Genomic DNA, 19,676 nt, shown 5'->3' with positions numbered 1-19,676 from the left:
TCCGACTCTATCAGATCTTTCCGATCCGATTTCCTCGGTGCTTTCCGGGTTCCCGCTTCCGCGTTTCCCTTTCCGGCGGTTCCGACTTTATCAGAGATTCTGAGTCGGAATTTCCCCCTCCCTTGCCGGGCGATGGTTCCGACGCACGAGGTGGTCGAGTGCCCGATCGGGAGGAGTTGCAAACGTACTGGAGCGGGGCGCCTCGATGCAAATCGAGGCGCCCCGCTCCCTGGTCGCTCGTGCGCGCGGTCCGACGGACCGTCAGACCTCCACCACCACGGGCAGGATCATCGGCCGGCGCCGGTAGGTGTCGGAGACCCACTTGCCCAGTGTGCGGCGGATGAGCTGCTGCAACTGGTGGGGTTCGACGACTCCGTCCTGGGCCGAGCGCTCCAGCACCTCCGTGATCTTCGGGATCACCTCACCGAAGGCGGAGTCCTCGATGCCGGACCCGCGGGCCTGGACGTGCGGGCCGCCCGTGATCTTGCCGGTGGAGGAGTCCATGACGACGAAGACCGAGATGATGCCCTCGTCGCCGAGGATCTTGCGGTCCTTGAGGGCCGGCTCGCCGACGTCGCCGACGGAGAGGCCGTCGACGTAGACGTAGCCCGCCTGGACCTTGCCGGAGATCTTGGCCTTGCCCTCGACGAGGTCGACGGCGACGCCGTCCTCGGCGATGACGATGCGGTCGTGCGGGACGCCGGTCAGGGCGCCGAGTTCGGCGTTGGCGCGCAGGTGGCGCCATTCGCCGTGCACCGGCATCAGGTTCTTCGGGCGGCAGATGTTGTAGAAGTACAGCAGCTCGCCGGCCGAGGCGTGGCCCGAGACGTGGACCTTGGCGTTGCCCTTGTGGACGACGTTGGCGCCCCAGCGGGTCAGGCCGTTGATCACGCGGTAGACCGCGTTCTCGTTGCCGGGGATGAGCGACGACGCCAGGATCACCGTGTCGCCGTCGACGATGCGGATCTGGTGGTCGCGGTTGGCCATGCGGGACAGGGCGGCCATCGGTTCGCCCTGGGAGCCCGTGCAGACCAGGACGACTTCGCTGTCCGGCAGGTCGTCCAGGGTCTTGACGTCCACGACCAGGCCCGGCGGAACCTTGAGGTAACCGAGGTCGCGGGCGATGCCCATGTTGCGGACCATGGAGCGGCCGACGAAGGCGACCCGGCGGCCGTACTCGTGTGCCGCGTCCAGGATCTGCTGGATGCGGTGGACGTGGCTGGCGAAGCTCGCCACGATGATCCGCTTGCGGGCGCCGGCGAAGACCTGGCGCAGGACGTTGGAGATGTCGCGCTCGGGCGGGACGAAGCCCGGGACCTCTGCGTTCGTGGAGTCGGCGAGCAGAAGGTCGATGCCTTCCTCGCTGAGTCTGGCGAACGCGTGCAGATCCGTGAGACGGCTGTCCAGCGGGAGCTGGTCCATCTTGAAGTCGCCGGTGTGGACCGCCATGCCGGCGGGCGTGCGGATGGCCACGGCGAGCGCGTCGGGGATGGAGTGGTTGACGGCGATGAACTCGCAGTCGAAGGGGCCGATGCGCTCGCGCTGTCCCTCCGCCACCTGGAGGGTGTACGGGCGGATGCGGTGCTCCTGGAGCTTCGCCTCGATGAGGGCGAGGGTGAGCTTGGAGCCGATCAGCGGGATGTCCGGCTTCTCGCGCAGGAGGAAGGGGACGCCGCCGATGTGGTCCTCGTGGCCATGGGTGAGGACGATGCCCTCGATGTCGTCGAGGCGGTTCCGGATGGACGAGAAGTCCGGCAGGATCAGGTCGATTCCGGGCTGCTCCTCCTCGGGGAAGAGTACTCCGCAGTCGACGATCAGCAGGCGGCCTCCGTACTCGAAGACCGTCATGTTCCGGCCGATCTCGCCGAGACCGCCGAGCGGGGTGACGCGCAGGCCGCCCGCGGGGAGCTGCGGGGGCGGGCCGAGTTCAGGATGCGGATGGCTCAAAAGACTCTCCTCAAACACGCGCGCCACGTACCGGTGGGGCACGTGGCGCGCGTGACGTTCGTGCAGAAGCAGTTGTCGTGTGGGGTGCGGGCACCGGTGGCCCGCTTATTCAGTTGTGAAGTACATCTGCGCGACCGGGCGCGCGAAGTCTGAATTACTGGAGTTGTACCCCGCCGGCGGCAAGATCGATCTTGAGCTGCTCGATCTCTTCCGGCGTGCACTCGGCCATGGGCGCGCGCAGAGGTCCGGCGGGGAGGCCCTTGAGGGCGAGCGCCGCCTTGGTGGTCATCACGCCCTGGGTGCGGAACATGCCCGTGTAGACGGGGAGCAGCTTCTGGTGGATCTCGGTGGCCTTCTGGACGTCTCCGGAGGTGTACGCCTCGACCAGGGCGCGCAGCTCGGGGGTGACGAGGTGGCCGACGACCGAGACGAAGCCGACCGCTCCGATGGAGAGCAGGGGCAGGTTCAGCATGTCGTCGCCGGAGTACCAGGCCAGGCCGGAGCGGGCGATGGCCCAGCCCGCACGGCCGAGGTCGCCCTTGGCGTCCTTGTTGGCGACGATGCGCGGGTGCTCGGCGAGACGGACGATCGTCTCCGTGCCGATCGGGACGCCGCTGCGGCCGGGGATGTCGTAGAGCATGACCGGCAGCCCGGTGGCGTCGGCGACGGCCGTGAAGTGCCGGTAGAGGCCCTCCTGCGGGGGCTTGTTGTAGTACGGGGTGACCACCAGGAGGCCGTGCGCGCCGGCGCGCTCCGCGGCGCGGGCCAGTTCGATGCTGTGGTGGGTGTCGTTGGTGCCGACTCCGGCCACGACCTGGGCGCGGTCGCCGACCGCTGCCACGACGGCCCGTACGAAATCCGATTTCTCCGCGTCGCTGGTGGTGGGGGACTCGCCGGTGGTGCCGTTGACGATCAGGCCGTCGTTGCCTGCGTCCACCAGGTGGGTGGCGAGCCGCTGTGCGCCGTCGAGGTCGAGTGCGCCGTCCGCCGTGAAGGGCGTGACCATGGCGGTGAGGACCCGCCCGAAGGGGGTCTGCGGAGTGGAGGTCGGAGCCATGGGTTACACGCTACTCGTTGCTCAGGTCGGGGTCTTCCCTCGGGGGAGTCGACAAGGTGGGACAAAGGGGGGACCCGGCACTGCCTGCTCGGGGGTTCAGGCAGTACCGGGCCCGTTCGATCAGGCTAGATGAACTTCACGAAATGCCGCAATACGGACACCTCGCGAGACTGAAACGTACATGTGTACTCGCAAGGCTTGAGCTGCGGTTCTACGGGGCCACGCGCCCGTTGGCGTTGAAGGCGGCGTACGTGAGCGGCATGAGACGGGCCCACTCGGCCTCCATCTTCTCGCCGACCATCTCGATCTCCCGCTGTGGGAAGGACGGGACCTTCGCCAGCTCGTGCTGGGTGCGCAGGCCGAGGAAGTGCATCAGCGAGCGGGCGTTGCAGGTGGCGTACATCGACGAGTACAGGCCTACGGGGAGCACCGCGCGGGCGACCTCGCGGGCGACGCCGGCGGCGAGCATCTCCTGGTACGCCTCGTACGCCTGCCGGTAGGAGTCCTCCATGGCGCGCCCGACGAGCTCCTGCTGGGCCGGGGTGCCCTCGACGAAGCGGTACTTGCCGGGGCGGCCTTCCTGGACCAGCTTGCGAGACTCGTCCGGGACGTAGAAGACCGGCTGGAGCTCCCGGTAGCGGCCCGACTCCTCGTTGTACGACCAGCCCACGCGGTGTCGCATGAACTCCCGGAAGACGAAGATCGGGGCGCTGATGAAGAAGGTCATCGAGTTGTGCTCGAAGGGACTGCCGTGCCGGTCCCGCATCAGGTAGTTGATCAGGCCCTTGGAGCGCTCGGGGTCCTTGTCCAGTTCGGCCAGGGACTGCTCGCCGACGGTCGAGACGCGGGCGGCGAACAGCACGTCGGCGTCGGACGCGGTCTGCTTGACCAGCTCGACGGTCACATCACTGCGGAAGCCGGGCTTGAGGTCGTCGGAGGGGGTGTCGGTCACGGCGCGGGGGGTCCTTCCATCACGTCTCTCGGGCGGCGCCCACTCTACGGCGCGGCACCGACAACCGGGCCTTCGGCGCCGAGGGGCGACATACGGCGGCGAACTTCTGCGAACTTCTGCGAATTCGGTGAAAGTGGGCACCTTTCGGAGCCGTCGTTCGTCTGTGTCGGTGACAGTGATTCGTTCGACACACGAAGGAGATGTGCACCAGATGTTCGGTCGGCGCGAACCCGTACCGTTCGCCTTTGTCGCCGAGGCCGACAGGTTCCGCAGCAATGTCACCCCGCCGCCCCGTGAGCGGGCCTCCGTCGGTCAGATGGCCGGGCGCTGGCTGCTGGGGCTCACCCTCGTGGCCGGGCTGGTGGGCTCCCTGGTCATCGGGATGCCGGCGCTGTCCGCCGATCCCTCGGGGTCGGGGACACAGCAGTCTCAGGCGACCGGGGGGGCGCTGAGTCACCCCCGGCCGTGGCACCGGCTCCATCCGGACCCCCGAGGGTGGTGACCGGCGGCACGGATCGATAGCCTCACCGGGCACTGCTGACGCATGGATCGAGTGAGGACCCGCCGTGCCCCTGCCCTTCCTGACGGCCGACCGCGCTTTCGACACGGCGGACGATGTCGCCCTGCCGTACGACGACCGGGACCGCTGGCGGCGCCCGTACCGTCCCGGGCCGTGGCGGGTGGGGGCGGCGGCGCTCCTGCTGCTGCTCGCGTCGTTCGTGCTGTTCGCCGCGGTGATCATCACGGCGACGGCGAAGCCGGCGTCCGCCGGGACGGTCTTCGCCATCGCCCTGGTCGTCGTGGTCTGCGCGCTGCGGCTGCTGCGCATGGGCGTGTGGGTGAGCTCCCGGGGGCTGCGCCATGTGGCCTTCGTGAGCACGCGTACGACGTCCTGGGAGCAGGTCGTCTCCGTGCGCACGGTGCAGCAGCCGGTGCGCTGGCTGGGGCTGCCCCGGACGGTGCAGGGGCAGGCGCTGGTCCTCACCCGGCAGGGGCGTTCGGCGGAGTCGCCGGCGCCGCTGCTGACCTCGCACAACGCGGACTTCCTGGGGCGGGACCAGCTGGCCTTCGACCGGGCGGCCGACACCGTGGAGGCGTGGGCCGCCGAGTACCGGCGCGGCTGAGCGGCCCCAGGCCCCCCGGCACCGCTCCGCGCGCTCAGTGAGAGGTCTTGTACAGGGCGATCGCCCGCTGCATCGCCTTGCGCGCGCGAGGGGTGTCGCGGGCGTCGTGGTAGGCGACGGCGAGCCGGAACCAGCTGCGCCAGTCGTCGGGGGCGTCCTCCGTCTCGGCCTTGCGGCGGGCGAAGACCTCGTCGGCCGAGTCGCGGTCGACCCGGCCGCTGGGCAGCCGCTTCAGCTCGTCGACGGGCAGGCCGCCCTCGGCGTCGAGCAGGGCGGCGAGCCGGTTGGCGTCGCGGACGAACTCGGTGTTCTTCCACAGGAACCAGACGCCGATGACCGGCAGGATCAGCACCGCCACGCCGAAGGTGACGGTGAGGGGCGTGCCGGCCTCGATGAGCAGCACGCCGCGGCCGCCCGCCAGGACGAAGTAGACGACCAGGACGGCGGCCGTGATGGCGTAGGAGATCTTCGCGCGCATGGGGTCGGCTCGGGCTCAGTTCAGGTCGAGGAAGTGTTCCAGGCCGAAGGTCAGGCCGGGAGTGGTCACCACGCGGCGGGCGCCGAGCAGGATGCCCGGCATGAAGCTGCTGTGGTGCAGGGAGTCGTGGCGGACGGTGAGGGTCTCGCCCTCGCCGCCGAGCAGGACCTCCTGGTGGGCGAGGAGTCCGCGCAGCCGGATCGCGTGCACCGGGACCCCGTCGACGTCGGCGCCGCGGGCGCCGTCGAGGGCGGTGGTCGTGGCGTCCGGGGCGGGTGCGCTGCCGGCCTGACGGCGGGCCTCGGCGATGAGCTGGGCGGTGCGCGTGGCGGTGCCGCTGGGGGCGTCCACCTTGTTCGGGTGGTGCAGCTCGACGACCTCGACGGACTCGAACCAGGGGGCGGCGATCTGCGCGAACTTCATGGTGAGGACGGCGCCGATGGAGAAGTTCGGCGCGATGAGCACGCCCGTCCCCGGGGACTGGTCGAGCCAGCCCCTCAGCTGCGCGAGGCGGTCGTCGGTCCAGCCGGTGGTGCCGACCACGGCGTGGATGCCGTGGCGCACGCAGAAGTCGAGGTTGCCCATGACCGAGGCGGGGGTGGTCAGCTCCACGGCGACCTGGGCGCCGTTCTCGGCGAGGGTCTCCAGCTTGTCGTCCCGGCCGAGGGCGGCCACCAGCTCCATGTCGTCGGCGGCCTCGACGGCCCGTACCGCCTCGGAACCGATCCGGCCCTTGGCACCGAGGACCGCCACGCGCAGCTTGCTCATGTCTGTTGCTTCCTTACGGGGGTGGGTCAGGCGACGGCGTCGTGCAGGCGGGACGCCTGTTTGTCCTTGAGCGGGCCGATGACCGACAGGGAGGGCCGCCGTCCCAGGACGTCACGGGCGACCGAGCGGACGTCGTCCGGGGTCACCGAGGCTATCCGGGCCAGCATGTCGTCGACCGACATCTGCTCGCCCCAGCACAGTTCGCTCTTGCCGATACGGTTCATCAGCGCGCCGGTGTCCTCGAGGCCGAGGACGGTGGAGCCCCTCAGCTGGCCGATGGCGCGCTCGATCTCGTCGTCGGGGAGTCCGTGCTCGGCGACGTGGTCGAGTTCGTCGCGGCAGATCTTCAGCACGTCGTGCACCTGGGAGGGCCTGCAGCCCGCGTACACGCCGAACAGGCCGCAGTCGGCGAAGCCGGACGTGTACGAGTACACGCTGTAGGCCAGTCCGCGCTTCTCCCGGACCTCCTGGAAGAGGCGGGACGACATGCCGCCGCCGAGGGCGGTGTTCAGCACGCCCAGGGCCCAGCGCCGCTCGTCGGTGCGGGACAGGCCCGGCATGCCGAGGACGAGGTGGGCCTGCTCCGTCTTGCGGCCGGTGAGCTCGACCCGGCCGGCGGTGCGCAGCGCGCGGCTGCCGCCGCGCGGGGCGATCGGCTCGGCGTCGGGGTTCTTGAGGGCGCCGGCCTTCTCGAAGGCGGCGCGGACCTGGCGTACGACCTTGTTGTGGTCGACGTTGCCGGCGCAGGCGACCACGAGGTGGGTCGGGTCGTAGTGCTTCTTGTAGAAGCGGCGGATGCGGTCGGCGGTGAGGGCGTTGACCGTGTCGACCGTGCCGAGGACCGGGCGGCCGAGGGGGTTGTCGCCGAACATGGTGTGCGCGAACAGGTCGTGCACGCAGTCGCCCGGGTCGTCCTCGGTCATGGCGATCTCTTCGAGGATGGCGCCGCGTTCGACGTCGACGTCCTCCTCCTGGATCAGTGAGCCGGTCAGCATGTCGCACACCACGTCGATGGCGAGCGGCAGGTCGGTGTCGAGCACGCGCGCGTAGTAGCACGTGTACTCCTTGGCCGTGAACGCGTTCATCTCGCCGCCGACGGCGTCGATGGCGGAGGAGATGTCCAGGGCGGACCGGCGGGAGGTGCCCTTGAAGAGCAGGTGCTCCAGGTAGTGGGTGGCACCGTTCAGGGCCGGGGTCTCGTCGCGGGAGCCGACGTGGGCCCAGATGCCGAAGGTCGCGGAGCGGACCGAGGGCAGCGTCTCGGTGACGACGCGCAGGCCGCCGGGGAGGGTGGTCCTGCGGACCGTACCGATGCCGTTCTCGCCCTTGATCAGGGTTTGGGTACGGGCGACGGCCCGCGCCTCCGAGGAGGTGCGGGCCGTCGCCTTGGCGCTACGGGACGTCACTTGTCGGCGTCGTCCTTCTTGTCGTTGTCGGAAGCGTCCTCTTCGCCCTCGATCACGGGGATCAGGGAGAGCTTGCCGCGGGAGTCGATCTCGGCGATCTCGACCTGGACCTTCTGGCCCACGCCGAGGACGTCCTCGACGTTCTCCACGCGCTTGCCGCCGGCCAGCTTGCGGATCTGCGAGATGTGCAGCAGACCGTCCTTGCCGGGGAGCAGGGAGACGAAGGCGCCGAACGTCGTCGTCTTCACGACCGTGCCCAGGTAGCGCTCGCCGACCTCGGGCATCGTCGGGTTGGCGATGCCGTTGATGGTCGTGCGGGCGGCCTCGGCGGAGGGACCGTCGGCGGCGCCGATGTAGATGGTGCCGTCGTCCTCGATGGTGATCTCGGCGCCGGTGTCCTCCTGGATCTGGTTGATCATCTTGCCCTTGGGGCCGATGACCTCGCCGATCTTGTCGACCGGGATCTTCACGGTGATGATCCGCGGCGCGTTCGGGGACATCTCGTCCGGCGTGTCGATCGCTTCCATCATCACGTCGAGGATGTGGAGGCGGGCGTCACGGGCCTGCTTGAGGGCGGCGGCCAGGACGGAGGCCGGGATGCCGTCCAGCTTGGTGTCGAGCTGGAGGGCGGTCACGAACTCCTTGGTGCCGGCGACCTTGAAGTCCATGTCGCCGAAGGCGTCCTCCGCACCGAGGATGTCGGTGAGGGTGACGTAGTGCGTCTCGCCCTCGATCTCCTGGGAGATCAGGCCCATGGCGATACCGGCGACGGGGGCCTTCAGCGGCACACCGGCGTTCAGCAGCGACATGGTGGAGGCGCAGACCGAGCCCATGGACGTCGAGCCGTTGGAGCCGAGGGCCTCGGACACCTGGCGGATCGCGTAGGGGAACTCCTCGCGCGTCGGCAGGACCGGGACCAGGGCGCGCTCGGCGAGGGCGCCGTGGCCGATCTCGCGGCGCTTCGGGGAGCCGACGCGGCCGGTCTCACCGGTGGAGTACGGCGGGAAGTTGTAGTTGTGCATGTAGCGCTTGCGGGTCACCGGGGAGAGGGTGTCCAGCTGCTGCTCCATGCGGAGCATGTTGAGGGTGGTGACGCCCAGGATCTGGGTCTCGCCACGCTCGAACAGCGCCGAGCCGTGCACGCGCGGGATGGCCTCGACCTCGGCGGCCAGGGTGCGGATGTCGGTGACACCGCGGCCGTCGATGCGCTTCTTCTCCTTGATGACGCGCTCACGGACCAGGGACTTGGTCAGCGAGCGGTACGCGGCGGAGATCTCCTTCTCGCGACCCTCGAACTCCGGCAGGAGCTTCTCGGCGGCGAGCGCCTTGACGCGGTCCAGCTCGGCCTCGCGCTCCTGCTTGCCGGCGATGGTCAGCGCGGAGGCGAGCTCCGGCTTGACGGCGGCGGTGAGCGCCTCGAGGACGTCGTCCTGGTAGTCCAGGAAGATCGGGAACTCGCCGGTGGGCTTGGCGGCCTTCGCGGCGAGGTCGGCCTGGGCCCGGCAGAGGACCTTGATGAAGGGCTTCGCGGCCTCCAGACCGGCGGCGACGACCTCCTCGGTCGGCGCCTCGGCGCCGCCCTCGACCAGCTTGATGGTCTTCTCGGTGGCCTCGGCCTCGACCATCATGATCGCGACGTCGCCGTCCTCCAGGGTGCGGCCCGCGACGACCATGTCGAAGACGGCGTCCTCGAGCTCGCTGTGCGTCGGGAACGCCACCCACTGGCCGTTGATCAGCGCGACGCGGACGCCGCCGATCGGGCCGGAGAAGGGCAGACCGGCCAGCTGGGTGGACGCGGAGGCGGCGTTGATCGCCACGACGTCGTACAGGTGGTCGGGGTTGAGCGCCATGATCGTGGCGACGACCTGGATCTCGTTGCGCAGGCCCTTCTTGAAGGACGGGCGCAGCGGGCGGTCGATGAGGCGGCAGGTGAGGATGGCGTCCTCGGAGGGCCGGCCCTCGCGGCGGAAGAAGGAACCGGGGATCCGGCCCGCCGCGTACATCCGCTCCTCGACGTCCACCGTGAGCGGGAAGAAGTCGAGCTGGTCCTTGGGGTTCTTGGAGGCGGTGGTGGCCGACAGCACCATGGTGTCGTCGTCCAGGTAGGCCACGGCGGAGCCGGCGGCCTGGCGGGCCAGGCGGCCCGTCTCGAAGCGGATGGTGCGGGTGCCGAAGGAGCCGTTGTCGATGACGGCCTCGGCGTAGTGGGTCTCGTTCTCCACTAGCGTTTTCTCCGTTACTTTGTCGTCTTTCGTCCCGCCTCGCCCGTGTGGCGGGGGGACGGGGACGGAGAAGCGCTCCACTGGTGCGGGCCGGTCTTCGATCGAAGCTCCCGGGGTTCACTCTCCCGGGGGCCACTACCGAGGACCGGCGGCGGCGAGGTGCGCTTCTCCTCGTGCGTCGTGACGTCCGATGACGTCGGTCGGCGGTGCCCTGGGGACCGCATACCCATGCGGTGCGGGGCATCACACCGAGTTGTGTCTCTTGCGTTGTGCTACCACACTACAAAGGCGCGGTGACACTTCGCACGTACAGCAAAGGGAGCGGTCCCCTTTCTCCAGGGAACCGCTCCCTTCACGGCGTCTTACTTGGCGCCCGCCGCACCGCGGCGGATGCCGAGGCGGTCGACCAGCGCGCGGAAGCGCTGGATGTCCTTCTTGGCGAGGTACTGCAGCAGCCGGCGGCGCTGGCCGACCAGGATCAGCAGACCACGACGGGAGTGGTGGTCGTGCTTGTGGGTCTTGAGGTGCTCCGTCAGGTCGGAGATCCGACGGGACAGCAGAGCGACCTGGACCTCGGGGGAGCCGGTGTCACCCTCCTTGGTACCGAACTCGGAGATGATCTGCTTCTTCACTGCGGCGTCGAGCGACACGCGTACTCCTCATAGTCTGTGAGTGGCCACCGAGCGCCCCCGGTCTTCGTCTCGGGGGGTCTTCCATGACTCGGAAGGCGGGGATCCGCTGGGCGCGGCCTCCAGGGCGAGCTCGCTCCGGGGGTGCGTACACAAACGGCCGTCGCTCAGGATACCAGGCGGTGACGGGTGCCTCTCCCCCGGTCCGCCGAACCGGCCGGGCGGACGTCGTGGGCCACTAGGGTGAGCACCCGGACCGTTCGTACGTCGGGAAGGGGTCGCTGCGGCATGGCGGAGACGGCTGAGGAGATCAAGGCACGCAAGGAGCGGGAGAAGGACGAGCTCTACGCCCTCGACATCTCCGGTGTCGAGTGGCACGGCGCGCCGGGCACCGAGGAGCACGAGGAGCGGGTCGAGATCGCGTACCTGCCCGGTGGTGCCGTGGCCATGCGGTCCTCGCTCGACCCGGACACCGTACTGCGGTACACGGAGGCGGAGTGGCGGGCCTTCGTGCTGGGCGCGCGGGACGGGGAGTTCGACCTGGAGCCGGCGGGTCCCGAGGCGGAGTGACCGCTCCGCGACGCCCGGTGGAAGGCACCCGCGCGGGTGCCTTCCACCGGGCGTCGCACGTCAGCGTCCTGCCGGGCGTCGTACGTCAGCCGGTCATCGACCGCACCGACGCGTACACGTCAAAGACGGCGAGCGCCAGCGGCACCAGCGTCAGCAGCACGAAGCCCTCGGCGATCTCCATGAACCGGCCCCAGAAGGGCGTGACCCCGCGACGGGGGACGACCAGGCCGATGGCGGTGACCAGGGCGATGGTCACCGCCACGGCCGCCGTCAGCCACACGCTGCGGACGTCGAGGGCGGTGGTGTCGCCCTGGAGCGCGTCGCGCCAGTCGTGCGCCGGGGGGTTCATCGCCAGTCCCAGGCCGAGGAAGACCAGGCAGAGGAGTCCGGCCGCCAGCGTGGGGGCGACCTGAGCGGTGTACCGGAACAGCTGGGCCCGCATCAGCATCGCGACGCCGGTGGCCAGGGCGAGGAGTTGCGCCCAGACGCCGCCGGAGAAGCCGAGGACGATCGACGCTCCCACGGAGACGAACGCGCATCCGCCGACGAGTCCGACGAGGAGTTCGTGGCCGCGACGGGCCTGGGCGAGGATGCGCTCGGTGTCGACGGGTTCCGGAGCGTCCTGTTCCTCCGTCAGGTAGGAACCGCGCGACGCGCTGGGCGGTTCGAAACCGATGGGCAGCCGGGCGAAGCGCACGGACAGGCCCGGCAGGAAGGCGAGGGCGCACACCGCCAGGGGCGCGCACACGGCGGCCGTCTCCGTGGGCTCCAGCCGCGTCAGCATCGCGAGGAACGTCGTGAGCAGGCCGATCGCGGAAGCGAGGACGAAGGCCACGAAGGGGCTGTCGCCGCCCGGCGACACCAGGGCGAGAACGACGGAGGCGACCAGCACCGCCGCGCACGCCAGGAGGAACTGGAGCCGCCCGATGCCCTGGCCCTCCGCGAGCGGCAGCAGTCCCGAACCGGCCACGGCGACGTTGGGCAGGGCACCCAGCCCGAGGGCGACCGCGGAGCCGCGATCGTCGTACACGCGCGCGCGGACGCACGCGAAGATGATCAGCAGGACTCCGGTGACCGCGGCGAGGATGCCCTGCAGGCCGTGCATGTCGTGGCGGACCTGGGAGCTCCAGGCCACGAACGCCAGCAGCGCCGGAAGGACACCGCCCGCCACGAGACCGGCGACGCGGGTGAGATCGCCGTCCCACAGGGTGCGGTCGCGGGTGACCGCGGATGCCACCGCCTCCGACACGTCGTCGAAGACGGCGGGGGGCAGCGACTCGGAGAACGGGCGCAGCGTGAGCAGTTCGCCGTCCAGGATGCGCTGGGCCGCGAAGGACCGGGCGCTGTCGAGAACGGTCCCGTCGCGGCGTACGAGGTGGTAGCCGACCGGTGCCCCCTCGGCGGGACTCTGCTGGGAGAACCGAAGGATCTCCGGGTACAGGTCGGCGACCGGCACGTCGTCCGGCAGCGCCACGTCGACACGGCTGTCGGGGGCCACGATGGTGACCCGGCAGAAGCCGAGTCCCGTGCCTGCCCTGGACGGGGCTCCGGTGCCCGGTCCGCCGGCCGTGCCGGCCGGCGCGGAGGCCGTCGTACTCACCTGTTGTTCCCCCTCGTCGGTACTGTGGACCTGCGCGTACCGTCGCGCACGGTCCCTGGGCGGTGCTTCCGTCCGATCCGCCCGCCGGCCACCCTGTCCGGGCCCGGGCCGACGGACCACGCGTGTGCCGCATGTCGCGCGGCGCACCGAATTCGGCGGCCGATTCGCAACTGCTCACACGTCTCACGGCACCCTACCGCTCACCACCGTCGGCGGCTGTCAGTAGGATCGCGCAGCGCGATCAATGTTCGCCGAACACGGGACGGCGGGCGGAACGGATCCGTTCGGCAAGGGAATTGGTGCGAGTGAGTCACATCGTCGTCAAACGTCCACCACGTGCGCTGCCGAAGGACGTGCCCACGAACGAAGTCGTGCTGCAACCGCCTCCGGAGCTGCCGCGCGGCCAGCAGGAGGGCGCCCTGATGCAACTCCTGCCCATGCTCGGCATGGGCGGGTCCGTGGTGTTCTTCTTCAATCCGCAGGCCCAGCCGTTCATGAAGATCATGGGCATGGTGATGGTGGCCTCCACCATCGCCATGGGCGTCGCGATGCTGGTCCGCTACCGGCGCGGCAACCAGGGGCAGCTGGCGGACCTGCGCCGGGACTACCTCCGCTACCTGTCGCAGGTCCGGCTCACCACCCAGGAGACCGCGAAGGCCCAGCGTGACGCCCAGTACTACCTGCACCCTTCACCGGAGCAATTGTGGGCCCTGGTCGCCGAGGGCAGCCGGGTGTGGGAACGCCGCTCGGGTGACGCGGACTTCGGGCAGGTACGGGTGGGCCTGGGCCCACAGGCCCTGGCCACTCCCCTGGTTCCGCCGGAGACCGCTCCGGTGGATCAGCTGGAGCCGCTGACCGCCGGGGCCATGCAGCGCTTCGTGGCCACCCACAACACCCTCGACGCCCTCCCGATGGCGATATCCCTGCGCGCCTTCTACCACGTGACGCTCAGCGGCGACCCGAAGAGCGTGCGCGGCACGGCCCGTGCCGTCACCGCCTCCCTGGCTTCGCTGCACTCCCCCGACGACCTGGTCGTCGCCGTCGCCACCGGACACGAGTCGGCACCCGAGTGGGAATGGGCCAAGTGGCTGCCCCACGCGCAGTCTCCGACGGCCGCGGACGGCGCCGGCAGCATGCGCCTGGTCTCGACCGACCCGGTGGAGCTGGAGGAACTGCTCTCGACCCGTCTCCAGGGCCGCCCGCGCTTCCACCCGGGCGGGCCGCCGGTGCCCGAGCAGCCGCACCTGGTCGTCGTGCTCGACGGCGTCTCGCTGCCGCCGACGTCACTGCTGGCGAGTCCGGAGGGCCTGCAGGGCGTGACCGTGCTGGAGGTCGTGCCCGGCAACCTCACCACCGGACGCGGTGACCTCTCCGTCGTCGTCCGCCCGAAGGAGCTGCGCCTCGAGTCGGCGCACGGCATGGTCTACGAGGGCACGTCCGAAGGGCTCTCGTACGAGGCGGCGGAGGCCCTGGCCCGGCAGCTCGCCCCCCTGCGCATGGCGTCGGGCGGGGACAACGACGAACCGCTCCTGTCCAACCTGGAGTTCACCGATCTGCTGAACCTGGGTGACGCCGCAGCGGTGGACCCGCGACGGACCTGGCGGCCCCGCTCGCAGTCCGAGCGGCTCCGGGTGCCGATCGGCGTCGGCGAGGACGGCCGGCCCGTGATGCTCGACCTCAAGGAGGCGGCGCAGGAGGGCATGGGCCCCCACGGCCTGTGCGTCGGCGCGACCGGTTCCGGCAAGTCGGAGCTGCTGCGCACCCTGGTGCTCGGCCTCGCCGTGACCCACTCCTCCGAGACCCTCAACTTCGTGCTGGCGGACTTCAAGGGCGGCGCCACCTTCGCGGGCATGGCCCAACTGCCGCACGTGGCGGCCGTGATCACCAACCTGGCCGACGACCTCACCCTCGTCGACCGGATGGGCGACTCCATCCGCGGTGAGCTCAACCGGCGCCAGGAGATGCTCCGCGACGCGGGCAACTACGCCAACATCCACGCCTACGAGAAGGCCCGCGCCGCCGGTGCCCCGCTGCAGCCGATCCCGTCCCTCGTGCTCGTGATCGACGAGTTCAGCGAGCTGCTCACCGCGAAGCCGGACTTCATCGAGATGTTCGTGCAGATCGGCCGCATCGGCCGGTCGCTGGGCGTGCACCTGCTGCTCGCCTCGCAGCGCCTCGAGGAGGGCCGGCTGCGCGGGCTCGAGACCTATCTGTCGTACCGGATCGGTCTGCGCACGTTCTCGGCGGCCGAGTCGCGGGCGGCACTCGGCGTCCCGGACGCCTACGAGCTGCCGAACGTCCCCGGCTCGGGTTTCCTGAAGTTCGGTACGGACGAGATGGTGCGCTTCAAGGCCGCGTACGTCTCCGGCGTGTACCGCTCGGGCGCCGACCGGGCGGCGTCGTACGACGGCCCCCTGCCCGTCGACCGCCGGCCCGTGCTGTTCACGGCCACGCAGGTTCCGGTGCGGTACGTGGTGGTTCCGCGACAGCGCGACGCGTCCGACGGCGTGCCGGACGGCGAGACCGACGACGCGCTGGCCGACACCGTCCTCGACGTCGTCGTGCGGCGCCTGGAGGCGCAGGGCCCGGCGGCGCACCAGGTGTGGCTGCCCCCGCTGGACAGCCCGCCGTCGCTCGACGCGCTGCTGCCCGGCCTCGCCGAGGTGCCCGGCCGCGGCCTGACCCAGCCCGGCTACGAGGGCGCGGGCCGGCTCGTCGTCCCGGTCGGCCTCGTCGACAAGCCGTACGAACAGCGTCGCGACCCCCTGTGGCTGGACTTCGGCGGCGCGGCCGGCCACATGCAGATCCTGGGCGGTCCGCAGTCCGGGAAGTCGACGCTGCTGCGCTCGATCATCGCGTCCTTCGCGCTCACCCACACCCCCCACGAAGTGCAGTTCTACGGGCTGGACTTCGGTGGCGGCGGCCTGTCCGCCGTGGCCGGGCTCCCGCACGTGGGCGGGGTGGCGTCCCGCCTGGACCCCGAGAAGGTGCGGCGTACGGCGGCCGAGGTGTACGGCGTCATGACGCGCCGCGAGGAGTACTTCCGTACGGCGGGCATCTCCTCGATCGCCGAGTTCCGTACCCGCCGTGCGCGGGGCGACATCTCCGTGACCGACCAGCCCTGGGGCGACGTCTTCCTGGTCATCGACGGCTGGGGGAACTTCCGTACGGACTACGACGCGCTGGAGCCGATCGTGGTGGACATCGCGACGCGCGGCCTCGGCTACGGCATCCACCTGATCCTCACCGCTTCCCGTTCCATGGAGGTCCGCGGCAACCTCAAGGACCAGTTGATGAACCGCCTGGAGCTGCGGCTCGGCGATCCCATGGACTCCGAGTTCGACCGCAAGGTCGCGGCCAACGTGCCGACGGGGGTGCCCGGTCGCGGCCAGACCCCGCAGAAGCAGCACTTCATGGCTGCGGTCCCGCGGATGGACGGCCTGTCCTCCGACACGGACCTCGCGGAGGCGACCCAGGCGCTCGGGACCGAGGTGGCCCGGCACTGGCAGCAGCCCGGTGCTCCCGTGGTGCGCCTGCTGCCGAGGGAGTTCCCGGCCCACCAGCTCCCCCCGGGCGACCGGTTCCCCCGTCAGGGGATCTCCTTCGCGCTCGACGAGGACAACCTGGAACCGGTGTTCGTCGACTTCGAGCAGGACCCCTTCTTCCTGATCTTCGGAGAGAGCGAGTCCGGCAAGTCGAACCTGCTGAAGCTACTCATCTGGCGCCTGACCGAGCGCTACGACGGCGACAACTGCAAGTTGTTCGTCATCGACAACCGGCGTTCCCTGCTGGGCGTGACCCCGCCCTCGCACCTGGCCGAGTACGTCCCCATGTCGAACCAGATGCAGCACCACATGGACGCGCTCGCCGAACTGATGCAGCGGCGCACACCGACCGCGGACGTCACGCCGCAGCAGCTGCGCGACCGCAGTTGGTGGCGGGGGCCGACGGTCTACATCGTCATCGACGACTTCGACCTGGTGGCCACGTCGAGCGGCAACCCCCTGGCCGGCCTGACCGAGATGCTCCCCCTCGCCCGGGACGTCGGCGTGCGCTTCATCATCGCCCGGTCCACCGCGGGCGCGAGCCGCTCCGGATACGAGCCCTTCATGCAGCGGCTGAAGGAACTCGGCGCACAGGGCGTGGTCCTCAGCGGCGACCCGGCCGAGGGCGATCTGCTGGGCGGCGTACGTCCGCGTCCGATGCCTCCGGGGCGGGGCGTGTTCGTCTCCCGGCGACGGGGGCGGCCGTTGGTGCAGACGGGGCTTGTGGCGGAGGAGGAGCTCTGACGGTTCACCGGCGCCGGCGGCTCTCATCGCCGCTGCGTGCACTCGCACTCGGCTGAGGCTGCCCGATGACCAGTTGCCGAAGCGGCGGTGGGACGGCCCGGGGATGCGGGGGGCGGCTTCCCCGGGTCGGAGCACACCTCGACGCCGCAACCCCGCGACGCCGGGCAGCGGAAGTGGTCGGGCAGCGCGCCGGTGATCCACCGGAGAAAGCCGGGCTGGAGGCCGCTGCCGCCGGCAGCCGTCGTCAGTGCGTCGGCCATCAAGGGTGCGCGGTGGTGGTCGACCATCGAGTAGCCGACGATTTCGCAGGTCGTCAGGTGGTCAGGTGATCCAGCCAGGTCGCCGGATACAGCCAGCCCCCGTCGGTGAGGGTGCAGGTGATGTCCTCCAACGCGTGAGGCCCCTCGACCGGAGCTTTCTTTTGCAAGATCGTTCCTGCCAGGGGCCTTACGGTTGTACGGCTTGAGGACAGCAGAGTCCAGCCCGATCCGGCGATCATGACGAAGTGACGGCCGGTTACGGAAAAAGGATCACTGCAGGTACCGGGACGCCGCCAGGTCGCCTTCCATGTACGTACCGCCGGACGAGCCCACGACCTGACCGATGCCCATCAGGGCCACGTGGATGTCACTGGCTTCCTTGTCCCAGCGCCGCAGCTTCTCGTCGAAGGTGTCCTGCGCCTTACCCGCCCAGTACTGCTTGCTGTTGACCACCATCTGCCGGAGCTGCTGGAGGTCCTCCTCGAGCTGCTTCGCCTCGTTGGCGATGGTGGTCGCCGCGATGTCGAGACCGTCATAACCGACTTGCAGTCCCTCGTTGTTACGGCTCATCTCTGCCTACCTCGTCTCGCTCGTGTGTGCTGTTGACCGATTACCGGGAATTCCGCCGGCTCAGAACGAGCTGAACGGGGACGGCTGCACCGTGGGGGCACCGTCCAGGACGTTGATCTTGTTCACGGAGGCGCGGACTTCGTCTTCCTTGCTGTCCTTGATGTTGCGCGCCGTGGTCATCGCGTCGATGACGTCGGCGAGGACGCGACCCATGTTCTGCAGGGACGTGTTGATCTCGTACTGCTTGGTGTCGAACGCGGCACGACCGATGCCGTGCCACTGCCCCTCGAGGCTGTCGATCACACCCTGGAGGCTGCGCACCCGCTTCCGGATGTTCTCGAACTTCTCGTACATGTCCTTCTGCAGCTTGACTACTGCTGCATCTTCGAGCTTCTGGTCGACGGCCATGGTCAGCCGGCCCTCCCTGTCCTTGTTCGGATTCCCACTGTTGTGTGGCTCAGTGGCTCAGTGGCTTACGGCGGTGAGTGCGGGGTTTCCGCCCGGTTCGGTCTTCGTGAGCCGGGCGGGGTGCGCGTGGGCGACGGAACCGAACCGGTGTCACCGTGCGCGTCGTGCGCGCAGCACCGCGAAGGCGGCACCGCCGATCACGATCACCGCCGCGGCGGCGCCCAAGGCGATCCACATCGTGTTGCTGTCGTCCGACGACTCCGCGGACACGGTCTCCGCCTTCGATCCTGCTCCGGCCGCCTTGTCCGCGGAAGTGGACCCCGCGCCCTGTGACGCGCCTGTTGCAGACGGGGAGGGAGCGGCCGAGGACGGCGCGATCTCCGTCACCAACTTCTCCCCATCCTTCTTGTTCCACTTGCCGAGCGGATCGGAGTAGGGGTCACCGGCGTCGTAGTTCGGGTCCGCGAGCACCACGCGCGGCCGGATGGTTCCGTACCCGGCCTTCTGCGTCGGCTTGTCCTTCGCCCACTTGCGGCCCGCGGTGTCGATCAGCGCGCGGGTGACCTGGTTCGCGGTCCAGTCGGGGTGCGCGGACCAGATGAGGGCGGCGGAGGCTGCGGTGATGGCGGTGGCCTGGCTTGTGCCCTGGCTATCGGAGCAGTAGGTACTGAAATCAGGTCGGCAGTATGCCGGGATGTTCTCCCCCGGAGCTACAAGGTCAACGTAGTTCCCATAGGCAGCGAAGTCCGATACTTTGCTGGACTCGTCGATGGACGAGACGCCCAGGACATACGGGTAGGCTGCCGGATACGCGATGAATTCACCACCATGGTTTCCCACAGCAGCAATCAGTAGCTTCCCCTTCGAAGCGACGTGCTTGATCGCTGCTTCAACCTCAGGGTAAATGGCACTCACGCCGAATGACATACTGACGATCTGCGCGTCGGTTTCCGCAACTGCTCGAAGGGCTTCCGCTGGTGTAGCCGTTTTCCGCTTTCCCTCACCCTCCGGCTGTTCTTCAAGCTGAATCCGATATGGAATGATTTTCGCTCCGGGTGCAAGCCCTCGGATGCCACCACTCGCCCCGGTACCAGCGATCAGTTCGGCCATGGTCGTTCCATGACCGTCGTAGTCATCGGTGGCGCCGTAAGCAACGTTCTCGGGTACCTCGTCGGCGAGTACCTGCCCTTTGAGCGAATCAGTACGGGAATTGACTCCGGAGTCAATGACCGCGACCTTGATGCCCTTGCCCGTGCTGACCTTCCACATCTGCTCGGCCTGCATGGGTTCCAGGTACCACTGCTTCGACTGGACATCGGCGGCAGCAGCACCCGGGGCGAACGCCACGCTCGCCGTGACCAGGGCGCTCACGACGGCGCCCATGGCACGTACGCGT

Annotated in this window: 16 protein-coding genes; 4 read left to right on the top strand and 12 right to left on the bottom strand. The window is 69.6% G+C overall.

Features of this window, described 5'->3' with window-relative positions; all coding sequences use genetic code 11:
• Nucleotides 1-261: 261 nt before the first annotated feature.
• From AB0A94_RS33005 to thyX, 3 genes are all read right to left on the bottom strand, one after another.
• Nucleotides 262-1,947: a ribonuclease J gene (locus AB0A94_RS33005; protein ID WP_361749809.1), complete on the bottom strand. Its 1,686-nt coding sequence runs from the start codon at nt 1,945-1,947 to the stop codon at nt 262-264.
• Nucleotides 1,948-2,101: 154 nt separating this feature from the next.
• Nucleotides 2,102-3,004 (bottom strand): 4-hydroxy-tetrahydrodipicolinate synthase, encoded by a 903-nt coding sequence (gene dapA, locus AB0A94_RS33000; RefSeq protein WP_361749806.1) that lies wholly within the window; start codon nt 3,002-3,004, stop codon nt 2,102-2,104.
• Between the two features lie 211 nt (nt 3,005-3,215).
• Nucleotides 3,216-3,956, bottom strand: a complete 741-nt coding sequence (gene thyX, locus AB0A94_RS32995) for an FAD-dependent thymidylate synthase (protein ID WP_361749803.1) — start codon at nt 3,954-3,956, stop codon at nt 3,216-3,218.
• A gap of 211 nt (nt 3,957-4,167) precedes the next feature.
• Between thyX and AB0A94_RS32990 the strand changes: the two genes are divergently transcribed.
• Together AB0A94_RS32990 and AB0A94_RS32985 are read left to right on the top strand one after the other, a co-directional pair.
• Nucleotides 4,168-4,458 carry a hypothetical protein gene (locus AB0A94_RS32990; RefSeq protein ID WP_361749801.1) on the top strand — a complete coding sequence of 97 codons (291 nt, stop codon included), beginning with the start codon at nt 4,168-4,170 and terminating at the stop codon, nt 4,456-4,458.
• 64 nt (nt 4,459-4,522) lie between these two features.
• On the top strand, nt 4,523-5,080 hold the full coding sequence (locus tag AB0A94_RS32985; RefSeq protein WP_361749798.1) for a hypothetical protein: 558 nt from the start codon (nt 4,523-4,525) through the stop codon (nt 5,078-5,080).
• A gap of 34 nt (nt 5,081-5,114) precedes the next feature.
• On the opposite strand, the gene AB0A94_RS32980 is transcribed toward AB0A94_RS32985, so the two are convergent.
• From AB0A94_RS32980 to rpsO, 5 genes are all read right to left on the bottom strand, one after another.
• A complete protein-coding gene (locus tag AB0A94_RS32980) occupies nt 5,115-5,558 on the bottom strand; it encodes a tetratricopeptide repeat protein (protein WP_361749796.1) in 444 nt (147 codons plus the stop codon).
• 15 nt (nt 5,559-5,573) lie between these two features.
• A complete protein-coding gene (dapB, locus tag AB0A94_RS32975; RefSeq protein WP_361749793.1) occupies nt 5,574-6,326 on the bottom strand; it encodes a 4-hydroxy-tetrahydrodipicolinate reductase in 753 nt (250 codons plus the stop codon).
• A gap of 26 nt (nt 6,327-6,352) precedes the next feature.
• Nucleotides 6,353-7,732 carry a pitrilysin family protein gene (locus AB0A94_RS32970; RefSeq protein WP_361749790.1) on the bottom strand — a complete coding sequence of 460 codons (1,380 nt, stop codon included), beginning with the start codon at nt 7,730-7,732 and terminating at the stop codon, nt 6,353-6,355.
• The gene (locus AB0A94_RS32965) at nt 7,729-9,954 is read right to left on the bottom strand and encodes a polyribonucleotide nucleotidyltransferase (protein WP_361749787.1); all 2,226 of its coding nucleotides are present in this window, start codon (nt 9,952-9,954) and stop codon (nt 7,729-7,731) included. Before AB0A94_RS32965 ends, AB0A94_RS32970 begins: the two co-directional genes overlap by 4 nt.
• Before the next feature lie 362 nt (nt 9,955-10,316).
• Nucleotides 10,317-10,604, bottom strand: coding sequence for a 30S ribosomal protein S15 (rpsO, locus tag AB0A94_RS32960; RefSeq protein WP_004924725.1), 288 nt, complete (start codon nt 10,602-10,604; stop codon nt 10,317-10,319).
• 267 nt (nt 10,605-10,871) lie between these two features.
• On the opposite strand from rpsO, the gene AB0A94_RS32955 reads away from it, so the two are divergent.
• Nucleotides 10,872-11,153: a DUF397 domain-containing protein gene (locus tag AB0A94_RS32955; protein ID WP_055570621.1), complete on the top strand. Its 282-nt coding sequence runs from the start codon at nt 10,872-10,874 to the stop codon at nt 11,151-11,153.
• A gap of 85 nt (nt 11,154-11,238) precedes the next feature.
• Here AB0A94_RS32955 and eccD read toward each other — a convergent pair whose 3' ends face one another.
• Complete coding sequence (gene eccD / locus AB0A94_RS32950; protein ID WP_361749783.1) at nt 11,239-12,753, bottom strand: type VII secretion integral membrane protein EccD; 1,515 nt, start codon at nt 12,751-12,753, stop codon at nt 11,239-11,241.
• A gap of 305 nt (nt 12,754-13,058) precedes the next feature.
• Here eccD and eccCa point away from each other — a divergent pair, with 305 nt between their 5' ends.
• Entirely contained in the window at nt 13,059-17,042 is a 3,984-nt protein-coding gene (eccCa, locus tag AB0A94_RS32945; protein ID WP_361749780.1) for a type VII secretion protein EccCa, read from the top strand.
• A gap of 530 nt (nt 17,043-17,572) precedes the next feature.
• Here eccCa and AB0A94_RS32940 read toward each other — a convergent pair.
• The 3 genes from AB0A94_RS32940 to AB0A94_RS32930 all read right to left on the bottom strand — a co-directional run bounded on the left by AB0A94_RS32940 (nt 17,573) and on the right by AB0A94_RS32930 (nt 19,663).
• Nucleotides 17,573-17,872: a WXG100 family type VII secretion target gene (locus AB0A94_RS32940; protein WP_361749777.1), complete on the bottom strand. Its 300-nt coding sequence runs from the start codon at nt 17,870-17,872 to the stop codon at nt 17,573-17,575.
• Between the two features lie 60 nt (nt 17,873-17,932).
• Complete coding sequence (locus AB0A94_RS32935; RefSeq protein WP_217130102.1) at nt 17,933-18,280, bottom strand: WXG100 family type VII secretion target; 348 nt, start codon at nt 18,278-18,280, stop codon at nt 17,933-17,935.
• 150 nt (nt 18,281-18,430) lie between these two features.
• On the bottom strand, nt 18,431-19,663 hold the full coding sequence (locus AB0A94_RS32930; RefSeq protein ID WP_361749774.1) for a S8 family serine peptidase: 1,233 nt from the start codon (nt 19,661-19,663) through the stop codon (nt 18,431-18,433).
• Nucleotides 19,664-19,676 lie beyond the last annotated feature (13 nt).

This window comes from Streptomyces sp. NPDC044984, assembly GCF_040646935.1.
Classification (GTDB): Bacteria; Actinomycetota; Actinomycetes; order Streptomycetales; family Streptomycetaceae; genus Streptomyces.
This window is presented reverse-complemented; position numbering and strand designations above follow the sequence as displayed.

Bases quoted from the DNA above. Each gene is read 5' to 3' on its own strand.
- AB0A94_RS32990 (WP_361749801.1), top strand. From the start codon at position 4,168: ATGTTCGGTCGGCGCGAACCCGTACCGTTCGCCTTTGTCGCCGAGGCC.
- AB0A94_RS32935 (WP_217130102.1), bottom strand. From the start codon at position 18,280: ATGGCCGTCGACCAGAAGCTCGAAGATGCAGCAGTAGTCAAGCTGCAG.
- AB0A94_RS32930 (WP_361749774.1), bottom strand. From the start codon at position 19,663: ATGGGCGCCGTCGTGAGCGCCCTGGTCACGGCGAGCGTGGCGTTCGCC.
- AB0A94_RS32940 (WP_361749777.1), bottom strand. From the start codon at position 17,872: ATGAGCCGTAACAACGAGGGACTGCAAGTCGGTTATGACGGTCTCGAC.
- dapB (WP_361749793.1), bottom strand. From the start codon at position 6,326: ATGAGCAAGCTGCGCGTGGCGGTCCTCGGTGCCAAGGGCCGGATCGGT.
- AB0A94_RS32980 (WP_361749796.1), bottom strand. From the start codon at position 5,558: ATGCGCGCGAAGATCTCCTACGCCATCACGGCCGCCGTCCTGGTCGTC.
- AB0A94_RS32955 (WP_055570621.1), top strand. From the start codon at position 10,872: ATGGCGGAGACGGCTGAGGAGATCAAGGCACGCAAGGAGCGGGAGAAG.
- dapA (WP_361749806.1), bottom strand. From the start codon at position 3,004: ATGGCTCCGACCTCCACTCCGCAGACCCCCTTCGGGCGGGTCCTCACC.